This window comes from Novosphingobium sp. SG754, assembly GCF_013149315.1.
GTDB lineage: Bacteria > Pseudomonadota > Alphaproteobacteria > Sphingomonadales > Sphingomonadaceae > Novosphingobium > Novosphingobium capsulatum.
The window spans coordinates 1-17,381 of the sequence record NZ_JABGCC010000006.1 but is presented as its reverse complement, the minus strand read 5'-3'; the positions used below and the strand labels follow the sequence as shown (position 1 = coordinate 17,381).

General features: G+C 67.3%; 14 protein-coding genes. 10 read left to right on the top strand and 4 right to left on the bottom strand.

All coding sequences use genetic code 11. The features are described from left to right. Positions 1 to 76 precede the first annotated feature (76 nt). The 3 genes from FHW97_RS15650 to FHW97_RS15640 form a co-directional block, all read right to left on the bottom strand. Positions 77 to 1,621, bottom strand: a complete 1,545-nt coding sequence (locus FHW97_RS15650) for an NADH-ubiquinone oxidoreductase-F iron-sulfur binding region domain-containing protein (RefSeq protein WP_168352363.1) — start codon at positions 1,619 to 1,621, stop codon at positions 77 to 79. An 11-nt stretch (positions 1,622 to 1,632) separates the two neighbouring features. Then, entirely contained in the window at positions 1,633 to 2,055 is a 423-nt protein-coding gene (locus FHW97_RS15645) for an NAD(P)H-dependent oxidoreductase subunit E (RefSeq protein ID WP_022677489.1), read from the bottom strand. 70 nt (positions 2,056 to 2,125) lie between these two features. Continuing rightward, positions 2,126 to 3,010, bottom strand: coding sequence for a LysR family transcriptional regulator (locus FHW97_RS15640; RefSeq protein WP_168352362.1), 885 nt, complete (start codon positions 3,008 to 3,010; stop codon positions 2,126 to 2,128). A gap of 248 nt (positions 3,011 to 3,258) precedes the next feature. On the opposite strand from FHW97_RS15640, the gene FHW97_RS15635 reads away from it, so the two are divergent. From FHW97_RS15635 to FHW97_RS15610, 6 genes are read left to right on the top strand one after another with little or no spacing between them, the layout of a single operon-like run. Next, the gene (locus tag FHW97_RS15635) at positions 3,259 to 4,362 is read left to right on the top strand and encodes an SIS domain-containing protein (RefSeq protein WP_253941826.1); all 1,104 of its coding nucleotides are present in this window, start codon (positions 3,259 to 3,261) and stop codon (positions 4,360 to 4,362) included. 5 nt (positions 4,363 to 4,367) lie between these two features. Then, positions 4,368 to 5,198, top strand: coding sequence for an ABC transporter permease (locus FHW97_RS15630; RefSeq protein ID WP_168352361.1), 831 nt, complete (start codon positions 4,368 to 4,370; stop codon positions 5,196 to 5,198). Next, positions 5,195 to 5,860, top strand: coding sequence for an ABC transporter ATP-binding protein (locus FHW97_RS15625; RefSeq protein WP_062787802.1), 666 nt, complete (start codon positions 5,195 to 5,197; stop codon positions 5,858 to 5,860). Before FHW97_RS15630 ends, FHW97_RS15625 begins: the two co-directional genes overlap by 4 nt. Continuing rightward, complete coding sequence (locus tag FHW97_RS15620; protein WP_168352360.1) at positions 5,857 to 7,158, top strand: chain-length determining protein; 1,302 nt, start codon at positions 5,857 to 5,859, stop codon at positions 7,156 to 7,158. Before FHW97_RS15625 ends, FHW97_RS15620 begins: the two co-directional genes overlap by 4 nt. Positions 7,159 to 7,199: 41 nt before the next feature. Then, positions 7,200 to 9,026, top strand: a complete 1,827-nt coding sequence (locus tag FHW97_RS15615) for a polysaccharide biosynthesis/export family protein (protein WP_210426921.1) — start codon at positions 7,200 to 7,202, stop codon at positions 9,024 to 9,026. A gap of 51 nt (positions 9,027 to 9,077) precedes the next feature. Beyond that, positions 9,078 to 11,159, top strand: coding sequence for a TonB-dependent receptor domain-containing protein (locus FHW97_RS15610; protein WP_168352359.1), 2,082 nt, complete (start codon positions 9,078 to 9,080; stop codon positions 11,157 to 11,159). A 12-nt stretch (positions 11,160 to 11,171) separates the two neighbouring features. Here the strand turns inward: FHW97_RS15610 and FHW97_RS15605 are convergent, their stop codons facing one another. After that, positions 11,172 to 12,836, bottom strand: coding sequence for a family 43 glycosylhydrolase (locus FHW97_RS15605; RefSeq protein ID WP_168352358.1), 1,665 nt, complete (start codon positions 12,834 to 12,836; stop codon positions 11,172 to 11,174). A gap of 162 nt (positions 12,837 to 12,998) precedes the next feature. Here FHW97_RS15605 and FHW97_RS15600 point away from each other — a divergent pair, with 162 nt between their 5' ends. The 4 genes from FHW97_RS15600 to FHW97_RS15585 form a co-directional block, all read left to right on the top strand. After that, positions 12,999 to 13,235, top strand: a complete 237-nt coding sequence (locus tag FHW97_RS15600) for a hypothetical protein (protein WP_028657447.1) — start codon at positions 12,999 to 13,001, stop codon at positions 13,233 to 13,235. After that, a complete protein-coding gene (locus FHW97_RS15595) occupies positions 13,232 to 14,410 on the top strand; it encodes a DUF2252 family protein (protein WP_255476519.1) in 1,179 nt (392 codons plus the stop codon). The genes FHW97_RS15600 and FHW97_RS15595 overlap by 4 nt, the downstream gene beginning before the upstream one ends. Before the next feature lie 498 nt (positions 14,411 to 14,908). Continuing rightward, positions 14,909 to 16,192 carry a UDP-N-acetyl-D-mannosamine dehydrogenase gene (wecC, locus tag FHW97_RS15590; RefSeq protein ID WP_210426920.1) on the top strand — a complete coding sequence of 428 codons (1,284 nt, stop codon included), beginning with the start codon at positions 14,909 to 14,911 and terminating at the stop codon, positions 16,190 to 16,192. 151 nt (positions 16,193 to 16,343) lie between these two features. After that, positions 16,344 to 17,381: hypothetical protein (locus tag FHW97_RS15585; protein WP_168352357.1), on the top strand; the 1,038-nt coding region annotated here is incomplete at its 3' end.

The following is a 17,381-nucleotide window of genomic DNA, read 5'->3' as shown; positions in this document are numbered from 1 at the left end:
AACCGGATTTGGGTTTTCACACCGTTGAAACCCGTTCGGACTGAGCTTGTCGAAGCCCCCTGGCGGCAAGGCGCCATCACTCGGCTGCCTCCGCGTCAGCCGGCACCGCACCGAAATCCTCGGGGAACCGGCGCAGGGCGGAAAGCACGGGATAGGGCGTGAAGCCGCCCAGCGCGCAAAGCGAGCCGAACTTCATCGTTTCGCACAGGTCTTCAAGCAGGGCGATCTCGTCGGCCAGGCTGCGCGCGCGCTTCTTGGCGTTGTGGATTTGCGGCAGGCTCTCCACCGCATCGGCACTGCGGCCCTGGCGGGCGCGGATGCGGTCGATCACTTCGACGCCGCGCGTGGAGCCCAGGCGGCACGGCGTGCACTTGCCGCAGGATTCAGCGGCGCAGAACTGCATGGCAAAGCGCGCCTGCGCGCTCATGTCCACGCTATCGTCAAACACGGTCAGCCCGGCGTGGCCGATCAGGCCATCGGCAGCGGCAAAGCTTTCATAATCGAACGGCAGGTGGAAATCGGCCGGCGGGTGATAGGCGCCCAATGGCCCGCCCACCTGTACCGCGCGCACTGGCCGGCCCGAGGCCGTGCCACCACCCACAACCTCGACCAGTTCGCCCAGCGTGATGCCAAAGCCGACCTCGTACAGCCCGCCATATTTCACGTTGCCGGCGATCTGGATCGGCATCGTGCCCTTGGACCGGCCAAAGCCGACATCGGCATAGGCCGCACCGCCGTTCGCCAGGATCCACGGCACCGCCGCCAGGGTCAGCACGTTGTTGACCACGGTGGGCTGGCCAAACAGCCCTTCGAGCGCGGGCAGTGGCGGCTTGGCCCGCACTTCGCCACGCTTGCCCTCCAGGCTGTTGAGCAGCGAGGTTTCCTCGCCACAGACATAGGCGCCCGCGCCCACGCGCACTTCCACCTCGAACGGGGCGATGTGCGGACGTGCCGCCTGGGCCGCTGCCTGCATCTTGGCGATGGCATGGGGATATTCGCTGCGGATATAGACATAGCCCTTCGCCGCGCCGACGGCATGGGCGGCAATCGCCATGCCTTCGATCAGCATGAAGGGATCGCCTTCCATCACCATGCGATCGGCAAAGGTGCCGCTGTCGCCCTCGTCGGCGTTGCAGACGATATATTTGGGCGTGGCCGGCGCCTTGGCCACAGTGGTCCACTTGATCGCGGCGGGAAAGCCCGCCCCGCCCCGGCCGCGCAGGCCCGAGGCCATGACTTCCGCAATCGTCGCTTCCGGCCCCATTTCGCGCGAACGGGCAAGGCCCGCCCAGCCGCCATGCGCCGCGTAATCCTCAAGGCTCAATGGCCGCGTCTTGCCGGCGCGGGCAAAGGTAAAGCGCTGCTGGCTGGCGATGAAGGGGTGATCGGCGATCGGGCCGATGCCCTTGTCGCTGGTGCCGGCCAGCACGGCAGGCACGTCGGCCACATCAAGCGGCCCGAACCCGGCGCCGTCGACCTCGGCCAGGGGTTCGAGCCAGTGCATGCCCCAGCTCGATACGCGCTCCACCGTGCAGCCCGCCGCTGCGAAGGCGGCAGCCACGGCATCGGCGCAACAGGCGAGGGCCAGTGCGTCGTCGGAAATGCGCACGGTCGTGCTCATGCCCACGTCCTTCATGCCAGGCCTCCTACCAGAACATCGAGCTTTTCAGGCGTAAGCCGGGCGTGGAGCGTGTCGCCCACCATCGCGTTCGGCCCCACGCTGCAAAGCCCCAGGCAATAGACCGTTTCCACCTTCACCGGCCCATCGGCGCGAAGGCGCGCGGCCAGTGCCTCCACGCCGCGTGCCTGGCAGCTTTCCGCGCGGCACAGCTTGACCACCGGGCGCGATTCGGGCGCGGTGCGGAAATCGTGATAGAAGCTGACCACACCGTGCACTTCGGCGCGGCTGAGATTGAGCGCATGGGCAATCGCCCGCTCGGCTGCTTCGCTCACATGGCCAAAGACAGCCTGCACATCATGCAGGATCGGCAGCAGGGATCCCTCGCGCCCGGCGTGCGCGGCAAGGATCCGGTCCAGTTCGGCAGGTTCGGTCATGGCGCGAAATGTCGCCCCGTCGGCGCGCGCGGTCAAATCGAATTGCGCAAAGTTTGATAGAATTTCTCTATCACGCCGCCAGAGCGCGCGCCACGTCGAGCGCAGCCAGCGCCAATGGCCCCATCGGCTGGCGATCGAGCACGACCAGCCCCAGCCGTCGCGCGGTTTCAGCGCCCTCCATCGGCTGGATCGCCGCCCAGTCCAGCCCGGTCAACAGCGCGGCATAGCTATCGGGGATGATCGTGGCAAAGCGGCCCGACTGCACCAGCGACAGCAGCGCGACATAGCTGTCTGCCACGGCACGCGGCGCCAGGGCCAGGCCGCGTGCGGCAAACTGCGCGTCGAGAATGCGGCGATACTGCATGCCCTGGTGCAGCAGGCACAGCGGCATGGCAGCCGCCTCTGCCCAATCCATCGCCGCGCCGCTTTCGCGCGCGGCATCGCCATGGGTTACAAAGAGATAGCGTTCCTGCGCCAACGGCACGGCGATGACGTTGGCGGGTGGCTCGTGATCGAGATAGGTCAACCCGGCATCGCACGACAACGCCTGAAGATCCTGTTCGATCACCCGGCTGGTGGCTTGGTGGACGGCGAGATGCAGCCCGGGATAACGGCCCAGCAGCGCATCGCCAAAGCGGCCGACGAGCGGCAGCGCGGCGGGAATGGCGGCAAGGCGGAACCGCCCCGCCAATGGTGCGGCGGTGGCTGCCACGGCCTGGGCCATGCTGCCCATTGCGCCCAGAATCTGTTCGGCCCAGGGCAGCATGGCCTGGCCCTGCGCCGTCAGGTCGATGAAGCGCCGATCACGCTCTACCAGGCGCTTGCCCAGATCCTGTTCCAGCGCCACCAGCCCGGCCGACAGCGTGGGCTGCGACACGCCGCATTCCGCCGCAGCGCGTGCGAAGTGGCGCAGACGCGCCAGGGCCACGAAATAGCGCAAGTGGCGCAGTTGCATGAGTGGGGCAAACTCCCTCGAAAATTGAGAGGCTGTTTCTATCACGAAACGCACGGGCAGGCATGGCCCAAAGCCGCCGCCAGGGCCAGCGGCGACGCGGTTATCGCTTCATTTCCGTGGGAACAGGCGCCGCATGGCGATCCAGTAGGGATTACTAAGGGCCATCCCGATGGGCGGCGGCACGGATCGCGCTGACGCCCGCACATGGGGCAGGCATTCGGGACCGGCGCAAGGGGGACGGTGATTTCATGAAGCCAGAGGGCCAGATCGTTGCACAACCCGCACCGGGCGCGATGCCGGCGGTAGACCTGCTGGCGCGCGGGCGCCGGGTGATCCAGACGGAAGCCGACGCGCTCGATCGCCTGGCGCGCACGCTCGATGCCCGATTTGCCGATGCGGTGAACCTGCTCCTGGCCACCAAGTCACGCGTGGTGGTGAGCGGCATGGGCAAATCGGGGCATGTCGGGCGCAAGCTGGCCGCGACCCTGGCCGCCACCGGCACGCCGGCCTTCTTCGTACACCCGGCAGAGGCGGCGCATGGCGACCTGGGCATGCTCACGCCTGACGATCTGCTGCTGGTGCTGTCCAATTCGGGCAATACCCCCGAACTCCGCCCGATCCTGGCCCATGCCGCACGGCTGGGTTGCCCGCTGATCGGCATCAGCGCGCAGGCGAATTCGATCCTGCTGCGCAGCGCGGATATCGGCCTGGTCCTACCCCCGGCGCGCGAGGCGTGCCCGGCCCATGTCGCGCCCACTACCTCGTCCACGCTGATGCTGGCGCTGGGCGATGCGCTGGCGATTGCCACCATGGCGGCGCGGGGCACGACGCATGCACAGCTGCGCCAGCTTCATCCAGGCGGCGCCATCGGCACCAGCCTGGCCACGGTGGCCGACATCATGCATCGCGGCGATGCCGTGCCCCTAGTGCCCATGGCCATGCCGATGCGCGACGTGCTGCTGGAAATGACCGAAAAGAGCCTGGGCATCGCCGGCGTGGTCGATCGTGCCGGCTGCCTGGTGGGGGCGATCAGCGATGGCGATCTGCGCCGCCATGTCCATGGCCTGCTGACTTCCTGCGCCGAAGACGTGATGACCCATGCCCCGCGCACGGTGCGCGCCGATGCCCGCGCCGCAGACGCGCTGGCCGTGATGAGGCAAGCCAACGTCACCGCGCTGTTCGTGGTGGAAGGCGCAGGCGCCCCGCTGCCCGTCGGCGTGGTGCGCATGGCAGACTGCGCCACGCTCGCCGCTGGCCCGGCGCCCGAAAGCGCGGCAGCGGTGCCTCCGCCCCCTCGGAACCCTCAGGCGCTGTTTGCCTGGGATCGTCCGGCCCAGGCGGCGTCGGCGTAACGGCGATGCCCTTCCCCGCTTCGCCGCCTTCTCCTGATCTCGCCGGCCCGGCTGCTCCTGCGCGCTCCTCGCTCTCGGTCACCTGGTCGGTCTGGCGCGCGCTGATGCTGCGTGAGGCACTCACCCGACTGTTCGCCACACGCATTTCCTGGGCCTGGGTGCTGTTCGAGCCGGTGTTCCACGTCGCCTACCTGCTCGTGCTCTATTCCGCCGTGCGGGTGCACAGCGTGGGCAACCTCGACACACCGGTGTGGATCATGGTCGGCATCCAGACCTTCTTCCTGTTCCGCAAGACCGCCGACCACGTGGCCGGCGCCCCGGCCGATAATTCCGCCCTGTTTGCCTATCGCCAGGTCAAGCCGGTGGACACGCTGGTGGCGCGCGGGCTTCTGGAAGGAGCAAGCTGGCTGGTGATCACCCTGCTGCTGATCGCGCTCCTGGCGCTATGGGGCCACCCTTTTGCCCCGCAGTTCCCATTGGCGATGATGGGGGCCTGCGCAGCGATGTGGCTGCTGGGCGTGGCGTTCGGCATGGTGGTTTCGGCCTGCACCACCTTGATGCGCGAAACGCGCCAGGTGCTGCACATCGTGCTGCGGCCGCTCTACATGATTTCGGGCGTGATGTTTCCGCTCGGCTCGCTACCGGCTGATTGGCGCGCCCTGCTGATGCTCAATCCCCTGGCCCATGGCGTGGAGCTGGTGCGCATGGCCTTGTCAGACAGCTATCAGGCCGTGCCCGAAACCGATGCCGGCTATTTGTTTGCCTGGGTGCTGGGACTGCTGCTGCTCGGCCTCGCGCTGCAACTGCGCCTGGCGCACAAGGTGGGTGCGCGATGATCGTCGGGCGCGGCCTGTCCAAGCGCTATATGACCGCACACGGCGCCGGTCCCTGGGTGCTCGACAATGTCAATTTCGTCATTCCGCCGCGCGTTAGCGTGGGTATCCTGGGCGCCAATGGCGCTGGCAAATCCACGCTGCTGCGCATTCTGGCGGGGGTGGACAAGCCGACGCGCGGCGCGGTGGAGCGGCATTGCCGCGTATCGTGGCCACTGGGCTTTGGCGGCGGGTTGCAAGGCACGCTGACCGGGCGCCAGAACGCCCGCTTCGTCTGCCGCATCCACGGGCACGAGGATGACATTCCCGAACGCCTTGCGCGCATTGCCGAATTTGCCGCGCTGGGCGACCGCTTCGACCAGCCGATCCGCACCTATTCCACCGGCATGGCCGCGCGCCTGCGCTTTGCCATTTCGCTCGCTTTCGATTTCGATGTCTACATTTCCGATGAGGCGACCTCTGCCGGCGATGCCAGCTTTCGCGCGCGCGCGGCCGAGGAATTCCGCCGCCGCGCCAACCAGGCCAGCGTGATCATGGTCAGCCACGATCCCGGCACGCTCAAGCGGTTCTGCACTGCCGGCATGCTGCTGCACCAGGGCAGGCTGACCTGGTTTGACCGGCTGGGAGACGCCATCGCGGCCTACAAGGACACCCTGCCCGCATGAGCACCGATCTTGCCTATCCGCCTGCCTCCCCGGCCCCTGCCGCGCCGATCGCGCGCAGGCGGCGCCCCCCGGCCGATCTGCCCGAACAGGGCGACGGGCAAGACGCCGGGCCGGGAGAAGCGCCAGCCCTGCCACTGTCAGGCCCGCGCGAAGCGCCTGGCGCCACCACGCTGCCGGCCGCCGGGCGCCCGCGCTGGCGCGCGGCGCGGATTCGCCATCTGGTGCTGGGCCTGGCCGGCGCGGCCAGCCTTGTCGCCAGCGCCTATTGGTGCCTGATCGCCTCTGACCTCTATGTTTCCGAAACCGACGTGGTCGTGCAGCGGGCTGACATGGGCGCGATCGATCCGGGCGGGCTGGGTGGCCTGCTGTCGGGCCTGGCCGGCGCGGGCGGCGGCAATCGCAATGACCAGATGCTGCTGCGCAACCACCTGCTTTCGCAAGACATGCTCGCCCGGCTCGACGCCCGGCTGCATTTGCGCGCGCACTATGCCGATCATCGCCACGACTGGCTGTCGCGCCTGGGTGCCGCCAACGCGCCGATGGCCCGCTTTCGCGATTACATGAAAGCGCGCGTCCGCGTCGATTATGACGACAATGCCGGCGTACTTCATGTGGAAGCGAGCGCCTACGATCCGGCCACGGCGCAGGCAATCGTGGCGGCCATGCTGCACGAAGGCGCCGCTTTCATGAACGCCAACGATCACCGCCTGGCCCAGACCCAGGTGGATTTCCTGGCCAGCGAAGCGGCGCAGATGGGCAAGCGCAACCAGCAGGCCCGCCAGGCCGTGCTCGATTTTCAGAGCCGGGAAGGCATGGTGTCGCCCGATGGCACGCTCGATGCCGTGGCCGGCACGATTGCCCAGCTTGAAGCGCGCAAAAGCGCCTTGCAGACGCAATTGGGCACGTTGGAAGCCTACCTGGTTTCGGCCCATCCCGACGTGGTGGCCGTGCGCCAGCAGATCGGTGCGATCGATGCCGAACTGGCGCGCGAACGCGCCCGCGCCGCCGCGCCCGAGCCGGGCGCGCTCAACCGCCGGGCTGATGCGTTCCGCCAATTGCAGCAGGAAGCGCAGTTCAGCCAGTCGCTCTACCAGACGACGCTGGCCGCGCTGGAAAAGGGGCGGATCACCGCGATGCAGGCGATGAAGCAAATCTCGGTGGTCCAGGCGCCAACCCTGCCCGAATATCCCGCGCGCCCGCGCCGGCTCTACAACGCCCTGGTCTTCACGCTCGCCGCGTTTCTTGCTGCGGCCATCGCACTGCTGCTGGTGTCGGTGGTGCGCGACCACGTCGACTGATCTTTCCCACCCTTCGGTTTGCCAAAAAGGAGCGCCTACCCATGCGCCGCACCTGCCGCCCCATGCCCAGCCCTGGTCGGCTGGCGCTGGGCCTTTCGCTCGCCTTCACCGCCCTGGCCGCGCCTTTGCCAGCCCTGGCGCAGGGATTGCCGCCTGGCGTGATGGGCCAGATGCTGCAAAGCGCCGATCCGGCCACGCTGGCTGCCATCGCCAATGCCATGGGCAATACCGGCGGTAGCGGCACCAGCCTGCCCGCCATGCCGCTTGCCGTGCCGACCGCCAGCCCCAATCCTGCCCAGCCGGTGCCCGTGGATGGCGCGGCCCCTTCCGTGGCGCCGGGCAATACGGCCGCTTCCGGGCAGTATGTTGCCAACGCGGTCAGCCCGGTGTTTGGCGCTCAGCTGTTCACCGGCGCGTTTGCCCGCGCGGGCGCAGCGCATTTCAACCCGGATTACGTGATCATCCCGGGCGATCAGGTCGTGCTGCGGCTGTGGGGCGCATTCCAATATGCCCAGGTCCAGACCGTGGACCCGCAAGGCAACGTGTTCCTGCCCAACATCGGCCCGATCCATCTGGCCGGGGTGCGCAATCAGGATCTCCAGCGCGTGATCACCGGGGCGGCGGCGGGCACGTTTCGCAGCAATGTCTATGTCTATGCTTCGCTGGCAGAGGCGCAGCCGGTGCGGGTGTTCGTCGGCGGCTTCGTGCGGCGACCGGGGCTCTATGACGGGACGAGCATGGACGGGCTGCTGCATTATCTCGATGCGGCCGGCGGCATCGATCCCGATCGCGGCACCTTCATCGATGTGGAGGTCAAGCGCGGGGAGCAGGTGCGCGCGCACGTGAACCTTTACCAGTTCCTGTTTCGCGGGGTGATGCCGCCCTTGCCGCTGGCCGATGGCGACGTGATCTTTGTCGGCCCGCGCCAGCAGACGGTGACGGTGCTGGGCCTGGCCAACAATGCCAATGTCTTTGAATTTCCGCGCAATGCCCATCCCACCACGGCCGATGTCGCCCTGCTCGCCGGGCCGCAGCCGGTTGCCACCCACATGCGCATCACCCGCGCCACCGGGCCGATCCGCAATGTCGACTATCGCCCGCTGGGCGAGGCCGGCGCTTTGCCAGTGGGCAATGGCGATACCATCGAGTTCACCTCCGACCAGAAGAACGGCACGATCACCGTGCGGATCGAGGGAGAGCACGAAAGCCGGCAGGAATATGTGCTGCCCTATGGCGCGCACCTGGGCGACTTGTTGCGCCAGATCCGCTTTTCCGAGCGATCGGATGCCACCAGCATCCAGCTGTTCCGGCAAAGCGTGAAGGACCGCCAGAAGACCATGCTCGACGCCAGCCTGCACAGCCTGGAGCAGGCGGCGCTGACCGCGCGATCGGGCACCAACGACGAAAGCCAGCTGCGCCACAACGAGGCGGACCTGATCCTGCAATGGATCGACCGCGCGCGCAAAGTGCAGCCGCTGGGCCAGGTGGTGATCGGGCAAGGCCCCGCGCGCGATGACCTGCTGCTGGAAAACGGCGATCTGCTGCGCGTGCCGACGCGCGATGGGCTGGTGCTGGTGAGCGGGGAAGTGCTGTTCCCCAATGCCGTGGCCTGGCAAGCCGGGCTCGACGCCACCAGCTATGTCGAGCGGGCAGGCGGCTTTACCCAGAAAAGCGCCGCCCGCCGGATCGTGGTGGCCCATGCCGATGGCAGTTTCGAGGAAGTGGCCGCGCAAAGCCGCGCGGTGCGCAGCGGCGATGATCTGCTCGTGCTGCCACGCATCGACACCAAGTCGCGCCAGATCCTCAAGGACATGACTCAGATCCTCTATCAGATCGCGGTTAGCGCCAAAGTGGTGCTAGGGCTTTGATCCTCGCTGTGTTTTTTGCTGTTCATGACTGGCGCGCGGCCCCTATGCTGGGTGCCTCAGCCCGCCGGAGACCGCATGATCGCCGCATTGCCACCGACGATCGAACCGGCCGTTCCGGCAGTATCGGCCACGACGCCAGTGCCGGTGCCGCCAGCGGCCGACGTGATCGAGGTGACCGCCGCGCGCACGCCCGCCACCCTGCATATCGACCGGCGCACCTACCAGGTGCAGCAAACCCCGCAATCGGCACAGAAGGATACGCTGCAATTGCTGCGCGGGCTGCCGGCGGTCACGATCACACCCGACGACCAGATTCTGTTGCTGGGCGCGGGGAATGCCAGAATCTATGTCGATGGGCATCCCTACGCCGGCGATGCGCGGCAATATCTGCGCACGCTGCACGGCAGCGATATTGCGCGGATCGAAGTGATCAACAACCCTTCGGCGCAGTTTTCCGCCGAAGGCACGGGCGGCGTGATCAATCTGGTGCTGCGCCAGGCACGGCACGCGGGCTGGTCGGGCAATGCCAGCGTGGAAACCTCCAGCTATGGCCATGGCCTGATCGATACGACGCTGCATTACCGACGCGGGCGGTGGAGCTATGAACTCAAGGCCGGCGGCAACATCGGCACGATGGCACGCGCACACGATTTCATCAGCCGCCGGGTGGAGCCCGATGGTGATGGCGCTGCCACCGCCTATACGCGATCGGGGCAGACCGATACCGGCGGCACGGACGGCCGGCTGAGCGGCAAGGCAACCTATGAGATCGACGCCAAGACCACCGTGTCGCTGGGCCTGGGCGGTGGAGGCGGCCACGATATCACCCACACCCGCGCCAGCTATCAGGGCCTCACCCCCGATTTCAGCAGCTTTGCCGAAACCCGGCGGTTGAGCAGCGTGGCCAGTTTCCTGACCGGCGAACTCGATGTCGATCATCGCGGCACGCGCGAGGGGGAAACGCTGACCGCCAGCGTGCAGGTCTATACCAACCCCGTGGTGCGCGATGAGACCCTGGCCCGGTTCAGCAACGGCGGTGGCTTTGCCACGGTCTTGCGCAATCCCACCACCACGATCGACGGGCAGGTGGACTGGAAGCACCCGATCGCCGCGCACCAGTTGCTTTCGCTGGGCACCAGTTGGCACCGCGACAGCACATCGCAGGCCTATTCCCTGAGCAGCGAGGCAAGCGACGGCGCACTGGCAACCCTTGCGAACGATCGCTTTGCCGGGCGCAGCACCACGCTGGCGGCCTATGCTACGCTGCAGCAGACTCTGGGCAAGCTGACCATCGCCCCGGGCCTGCGCGCCGAACGCAGCGTGCGGCGGATCGACAGCACGGGTGAAGACCGCCTGGTGCTTGGCCGCACCGCCGTTTTTCCCAGCCTGCATATCCAGTTCGCGAGCAGCAAGATGCTGACTCTGGCGGCCAGCTACAGCCAGCGGATCGAGCGGGCACCGCTCGACTATCTGCGCCCCTATACCGTGGTCGAAGACCCGCTCACCCTGTTCCAGGGCAACCCTGCGTTGCAGGACCAGACCACCGCATCGTGGGAAGGCAGCCTGCAATACCGGCGCGGTGCGATCGAAACCAATCTCACTGCCTATTGGCGCACGACCAGCAATGTGTGGAGCACGACCTATGCCGCCACCGCGGCAGGGGCGAGCATCTATGGCTATGTCAATGCCGGCCGCAGCCGCAGCGCCGGCGCGCAGTTCGATCTGAGCGCGCCACTGCTGCGCCATGTCAAGCTCAGCGCCAGCGCCAACTTGTTCGACCAGTGCAACCCGATCGATGTGCCGGGCGGGCAGCAGTTGCTGCACACCATGCGCGCCAGCACCAACGGCACGCTGGAATGGAGCGGCACCGCCCGGGGCGACGTGCCGGCTGACGTGGCGCAGGTGCAATGGTCCTACAACAGCCCGTCGCGCGCCTGGCAGGTGCGCGACGCTGCCTGGGGCGAAGCGAGCATGATCATGACGCACAGCTTTGATCGCACGCTGTCGCTGTCGGCCACGCTGCGCGTGCCGGGCCGCACGCGCCAGGAACTCTCCGCGCCGTTGATCCAGGGATCATCCTGGCGCCAGCGCACCACGGAATTTCAGCTCAAGCTGCTCAAGACATTGGGCTGAACCGTGCCGGCGTCAGGCCAGGTCAGGCAGGGCGCGATAGCGGAACGCGCGGAACACCACCTGCCCCTTGCCGGCGGCAAACAGCGCGGGACGCAGGCTGAGCAGATTGTCGAGCGTGTTGGCGTTATACCCCTCGACATAGCTGCGCACGCCATGGCGCGTCCAAGCCTGGCCATCGAGGCTGTAGTAGAAGGTCACCACCTGCCGTTCGTTGGTAATGCGCATGTGCAGGCGGCGCGTGGGCGGCGCCGGTTCCTGCCAATAGGTCGGCTTGCCACCGCGATAGCTGATCATGCGCCGTCCATCGATGCCCATGCCCAGGAACAGCCGGTCATCGAAGAACAGCAGCAGGCCACCCTGCGTTTCGCCTTGCAGTTCGACGTCCACCTCGATCGCATAGGCGCGGTCCCCCACTTGCTGGGTCAGCACCGTGGCATCCTGCGGACTGCTGCCCTTGGCAGCCAGCGCCAGGCTGTTGCCAGACACCTGCACGCGCGCGCTGTCCGAGGGCGCGCTGGCATAGAGCGACCACAGGCGACCGAGTCCATCGGCGGCAAAGTCGTCGGAATGCGCAAGGCCATGAGGCAACGCCTGGCCGCCAGGCTTGGCCAGCGGCTGTGAAAGGTCACCCCCGGTGGCGCGGAACCAGCCATCGGCGGTCCATTCGATGGGCTCCAACAAGGTTTGCCGGCCCAACGTGAGATAGCCGTTTTCATAACCGTGATAGACCATGAACCAGCGCCCGCCCGGCCCTTCCACGACGGTGGCATGGCCGCGCGACCACCACGGGTCGGCATCCGATGCGGCGCGCACGATCGGGTTGTGCGGGCAATTCTCCCAGGGTCCGTTGATCGATCGCGACCGTGCGACCGCAACCATGTGCCCTGTCGCCGGGCCACTGGTGCCACCCACCGCGTTGACGAGGTAGAACCACGGCCCACGGCGAAACAGCTTGGGGCCTTCGGGAGACCACGCCTCGGTGATCCAGTCATCGGGATAATGCCATGCCTGGTAGGCGGTTTCGACCGGGCCAGCGGTGGCCAAGCCATCGGCAGTCAGGCGCACCCGCTTGCCACCATTGAAGAACAGGTAGCGGTGGCCATCCTCGCCCACGACATGGCCAGGATCGATCAGTTCGCCGATCCCAAGATCGATGGGATCGCTCCACGGCCCTTCCATCGACGGCGCGTGGATGACGTAGATATTGGCAAAACTGGCGAGCGGCGGTGACCACGGCGCCTTCATGAACGGGATGTAGATGAAATAGCGATCGCCATGCTTGGCAATATCGACCGCGAACACGGTGCCTAGCGGCTTGGCCAGGGCGGGGCCCAGCGGGCGCCAATTCACCAGATCGCACGAATGCCAGATCAGCAGCCCGGGCGCCGCATCGAACGACGAATGCGTCATGTAATAATCATCGCCGTCCTTCAGCACCGAAGGATCGGGATAATCGCCGGCGAGGATGGGGTTGAGATAGCGCCCATCGCCCATGTCGGCCTTGCGCTGGCCCTCGATTCCGTGGGGCCACGCAGGCCGGAACGACTGGCCAAGCGCGGTACAGGCGCGGCGGTCGTCGCTTGCCGGCGCCTGCCCCGACGCCGCGCCCGCCCCGACGCCCGAGCCTGCCACGGCACTGGCGAGCGCGAGCTTGATGGTTGCGCGGCGGGTTTGCATTGGCCTCTCCAAATTAGAATTATCATACCTGTATGAACTGGGCGCTGGCGCATGGCAAGGTGGCATCAGGCGTGGCGGGCCGGGCCGGGGGGCGGCCATGACCAAATTGTCATGGAACACATCCTCCACCCCGCGCTTTATCGCCGCGAAGGAGATTTCTCGATGCGCAAGGCTCTGGTTCTGATCGCTGCGATGGCTGCCACTGCGACCGTTTCGGTCCAGCCGGCCATGGCCAAGGGATGCATCCGCGGCGCCATGGCCGGCGGCGTTGCCGGTCACTTCGTTGGCAAGGGCCATGCGCTGGCCGGTGCTGCGGCAGGTTGCATCGTTGCCCATCACCACTATGCCAAGAAGGCCCGTGAAGCCAAGGCCGCTGCGCACGCAGGCCATCCGGGTTGAAGATCACCCCGGATCGCCGGCATGCCGCGCTAGAGGCGCGCCGGGCGCTGAAAATGGCGCGCTCGGTGCACGCCTATGTGCGCGGCAATACGGCACAATTTTATGAATGGCTGGAAGCCTCGCCGGTTATGGCCCAAGTGCCGGTGGGGCCGAACGTGTGGATCTGTGGCGATTGCCATCTTGGCAATCTCGGGCCGCTGGCAGATCGGCACCACGATTTCGCCATCCAGATCCGTGATCTTGACCAGACGGTGATCGGCAATCCGGCGTTCGATCTTATTCGCCTGGGCCTTTCGCTGGAAACGGCGGCGCGCAGTTCAGACCTACCGGGCATTGTCACCGCGCAGATGCTGGCCGCCATGATCGACGGCTATTCCCGCGCGCTTTCCCCCGAACCGGAAGACGATCCCACCGAGCCAAAGGTGGTGCGCGCGGTGCGTCGCCGTGCGGCCGGGCGCAAATGGCGCCATCTTGCCAACGAGCGGATCGACGGCCCCACGCCCAGCCTGCCGCTGGGCAAGCGTTTCTGGCCCTTGGCGGCGGCCGAACGCGACGTCATTACCGCCCTTTTCGACGATCCAACCGTGCGCACCAAGGCGCTGGCCTTGGCCGGGCATGCCGGCGATGGGCGGGTGCGCGTGCTGGATGCGGCCTATTGGCGCAAGGGGTGCAGTTCGCTGGGCCGGCTGCGCTATGCCGTCGTGCTTGGCGTTGGCGCGCAGGACAAGGGCCCGGAATACCTGGCGCTGGTGGATATCAAGGAAGCGGTGCATTCCGTGGCGCCAGTTGCCGATGGGGTGGCGATGCCCAGCAACCCGGCCGCGCGCGTGGTTGCGGGGGCCTGTGCGCTGGCGCCCAATCTGGGGGAACGGATGATCCCGGCCCATCTCTTGGGCAAGCCCGTGGTGCTGCGCGAACTGGCGCCGCAGGACCTCAAGATCGAGGTGGAGCAGTTCTCGCGCCGCCAAGCCGTGTCGGCGGCATCCTATCTCGCCTATATCGTCGGCATGGCCCATGCCCGGCAGATGAGTGACGATGTGCGCCGCGCCTGGCAAGACGCATTGCAACCAGCCCCTGCCGACGACCAGGCACCATCGTGGCTGTGGCGCAGCGTGGTCGATCTCGCCGCCCGGCACGAGGCCGGCTATCTCGACCATTGCCGCCGCCTGGCATGATGCAGCCCCACTAACGGGCTCCAGGCGCCCTCCGGAAATCCGAATCTGCAGCGATTCCCGCCCTGTGGCGCGGGTGAAATCGTGCGCCAGCTTTGTGCATGCAGCGGGTCGCATCCGAAACGAAGTTAAATACTCAGTATTTGTGCGGATGGCGCTTTAGCCGCGTCCGCGATTGATTGCTTCCGGAGGTTTCTGGGCTCGCGAGGCGGGCGGAACTGGGGAATGATCCTTTCACCGGCAGCAACACGCCGCCGATCACTCGCAATACGGTCGCCCGCGCGGCGGTGGCTCCGGTCTGCCATCCACTGGCCGAACCACCGCCCGCCATGGCGGCCCACTGCGCACCGGTTTCGCGGCTTTGGCCGGGCGTGCCGCCATCGGCATCCCGTCCAAAGCCCGGGGCTCTGCAATCTTAAGGCTTTTGCCACGGGATATCACGTAGGAAAGGGGGCATGCGCCATGGCCACTGCGGCGCCTTTGAGGGATGAAACCGAAGAGATGATGACCCCAGCCCACCGCTTCAAGCGGGTTTCCGTGATCGGCCTTGGCTATATCGGCCTGCCGACGGCCGCCGTCTTCGCCTCGCGCGGGATCGAAGTGATCGGTGTGGACGTCAACGAAATCGCCGTGCAGACGATCAACAAGGGGCGCATCCACATCGTGGAGCCCGATCTTGACATGGTCGTCCACGCCGCTGCCCGCGAAGGTCGCCTGCGCGCAACCTTGCGGCCAGAGCCGGCCGACGCTTTCCTCATCGCCGTGCCCACGCCGTTCCGCGATGGGCACGAGCCGGACCTTTCCTATATCGAGGCGGCTGCCAACGCGATCGCCCCGGTTTTGGCCAAGGGCAACCTGGTGGTGCTCGAATCCACCTCGCCGGTCGGCACGACCGAGCAGATCGCCGCGTGGCTGGCGCAGGCACGGCCCGACCTGACTTTCCCGCAAGATGCGGGCGAGGCCGCAGACATCGCCGTGGCCTATTGCCCCGAACGCGTGCTGCCCGGGCATGTCCTGCGCGAACTGGTGGAGAATGACCGCGTGATCGGCGGCCTCACCCCGCGCTGCTCGGCCGAGGCGGTCTCGCTCTACAGCACGTTCGTGAAGGGCGAATGCGTGGTGACCACAGCGCGCACGGCGGAAATGTGCAAGCTGACCGAAAACGCCTTTCGCGATGTGAACATCGCTTTTGCCAACGAACTATCGATCATCTGCGACAAGCTGGACATCAGCGTGTGGGAGCTGATCCGGCTGGCCAACCGCCATCCGCGCGTCAACATCCTGCAGCCCGGCCCGGGCGTGGGCGGACACTGCATCGCGGTGGACCCGTGGTTCATCGTCAACCGCAGCCCGGAAGAGGCGCGGCTGATCCACACAGCGCGCCAGGTTAACGACAGCAAGCCACACTGGGTGGTTGAAAAGGTGCTGGCCGCCGCCCGCGCCGTCGCCGCGCGCAAGGGCTGCACGGCCGATCAGGTGCGCGTCGCCACCTTCGGCCTCGCCTTCAAGCCCGATATCGACGATCTGCGCGAAAGCCCGGCGGTGGATATCGTGAAGGAACTGGCCACCCATTTCACCCGGCCCTTGCTGGTCGTGGAACCGAACATTGCCGTGCTGCCGCCCGCGCTGGCGGCCTGCGGCGTGGAACTGATCGATGGCTTTGCCGCCCTCGATCAGGCCGATGTCTGGACCCTGCTGGTTGACCATCGCCCGTTCAAGACCGTTTCGCCCAAGCGGCGCGACGGGGTGGAGATCGTCGACGCGCGCGGGATCTGGACGGACTGAGCACCCGATCCGCCAGGCCTGCTGTCTTATACGCAGCCGGGCCGGCGGATGACGCGGCCGAGGTGGCGCATTGCCACCGGCGATGCGTTTCGGATCGGGTGTTCGCCACAGCTATGCTCGCCCCGCCTGGCCGGGGCGCCGTGGGGAGCCGATGACCGACACGCAAACCCTTGCCCATGCGCTGCCCGCGCCATCATTCCCTGCGCCCGCGCTGGCAACTGCATCGGCACTGGCCCTGTCACCAGCGCTGGGCCAGGAAAGCGGGGTCATGCAAGGCGGCAATGACGGCGCCCGTATCTCCCCCGGCGATGACGACCACAGCGACGCTGCCGCAGATGCCGCCGCCGCTCCGTGCGTCAACCGTGGCGACAGCGCGGCACTGCTCGCAGCCGATCTCGCCGCCCATGCCGCAGAGGCGGCAGCGTGGCGCGCCGCCGCCCAGCACGCGCGCCTGGCCGCGGCGCAGCAGGCCGAGCGGCACGAACGCGCCTTGGCCAGCTACGAAACACGCGTGGCGGCGCTGGAAGATTCGCCGGCCTATCGCCTGGGAGACGCGCTGTTGCAGCGCTGGCGCAAACCGCAGCGCTGGCTCGGCATGCCTGCCGCGCTGCTTGCGCTGCGCCGTCCGGCAACGCGTCTCGCCCCCGCCATCCCCACCCTGACTGACGCTGCACCTGCGCACGATGCTGCACTCGAACAGGTCCCGCCGCTTGCCGCCCTCCCGCCTCTGCCACGCCTGTCACCCACCGCCCTGTCACGGGCAGAGGCCCAAGCCGCGCGCAAGGCAGCGCAACACGAACGCCGCGCGCAGATCGCGCGGGCCGACGCCCACGCGGCACGGGCGCGCGCGCTGCGCCAGTCTGATCCCGTGGCGGCCGCGCAGGCCGCGCAGGAGGCCCATGCCGCCGATCCGCAACCGTGGCGGGCGAAATGGCTGGCATTCCGGCTCTATGACGCCGGCGAACTGACCCGGCCCGCTGCACTGCTTGCCGGCCTGCCGGCCGATACCGCGCTAAGCGGATCGGAAAGCAGCCGCGCGCAGCAGATCCAGGCCCTGGCCGCCATGGCGCAGGCCCTGCCCGACCTGCCGCCCATGGCCGCCCCGGCCTATGATCCGCGGCCGCAAAGCCTGCTCTATTGCGCCGCCAGCGCCCTGCCCTGGCACACCAGCGGCTATACCACCCGCACC

What these genes read in the sequence shown, in the direction of transcription:
- FHW97_RS15650 (WP_168352363.1), bottom strand. Translation starts at nt 1,621, where the DNA reads ATGAGCACGACCGTGCGCATTTCCGACGACGCACTGGCCCTCGCCTGT.
- FHW97_RS15645 (WP_022677489.1), bottom strand. Translation starts at nt 2,055, where the DNA reads ATGACCGAACCTGCCGAACTGGACCGGATCCTTGCCGCGCACGCCGGG.
- FHW97_RS15640 (WP_168352362.1), bottom strand. Translation starts at nt 3,010, where the DNA reads ATGCAACTGCGCCACTTGCGCTATTTCGTGGCCCTGGCGCGTCTGCGC.
- FHW97_RS15635 (WP_253941826.1), top strand. Translation starts at nt 3,259, where the DNA reads ATGAAGCCAGAGGGCCAGATCGTTGCACAACCCGCACCGGGCGCGATG.
- FHW97_RS15630 (WP_168352361.1), top strand. Translation starts at nt 4,368, where the DNA reads ATGCCCTTCCCCGCTTCGCCGCCTTCTCCTGATCTCGCCGGCCCGGCT.
- FHW97_RS15625 (WP_062787802.1), top strand. Translation starts at nt 5,195, where the DNA reads ATGATCGTCGGGCGCGGCCTGTCCAAGCGCTATATGACCGCACACGGC.
- FHW97_RS15620 (WP_168352360.1), top strand. Translation starts at nt 5,857, where the DNA reads ATGAGCACCGATCTTGCCTATCCGCCTGCCTCCCCGGCCCCTGCCGCG.
- FHW97_RS15615 (WP_210426921.1), top strand. Translation starts at nt 7,200, where the DNA reads ATGCGCCGCACCTGCCGCCCCATGCCCAGCCCTGGTCGGCTGGCGCTG.
- FHW97_RS15605 (WP_168352358.1), bottom strand. Translation starts at nt 12,836, where the DNA reads ATGCAAACCCGCCGCGCAACCATCAAGCTCGCGCTCGCCAGTGCCGTG.
- FHW97_RS15600 (WP_028657447.1), top strand. Translation starts at nt 12,999, where the DNA reads ATGCGCAAGGCTCTGGTTCTGATCGCTGCGATGGCTGCCACTGCGACC.
- wecC (WP_210426920.1), top strand. Translation starts at nt 14,909, where the DNA reads ATGATGACCCCAGCCCACCGCTTCAAGCGGGTTTCCGTGATCGGCCTT.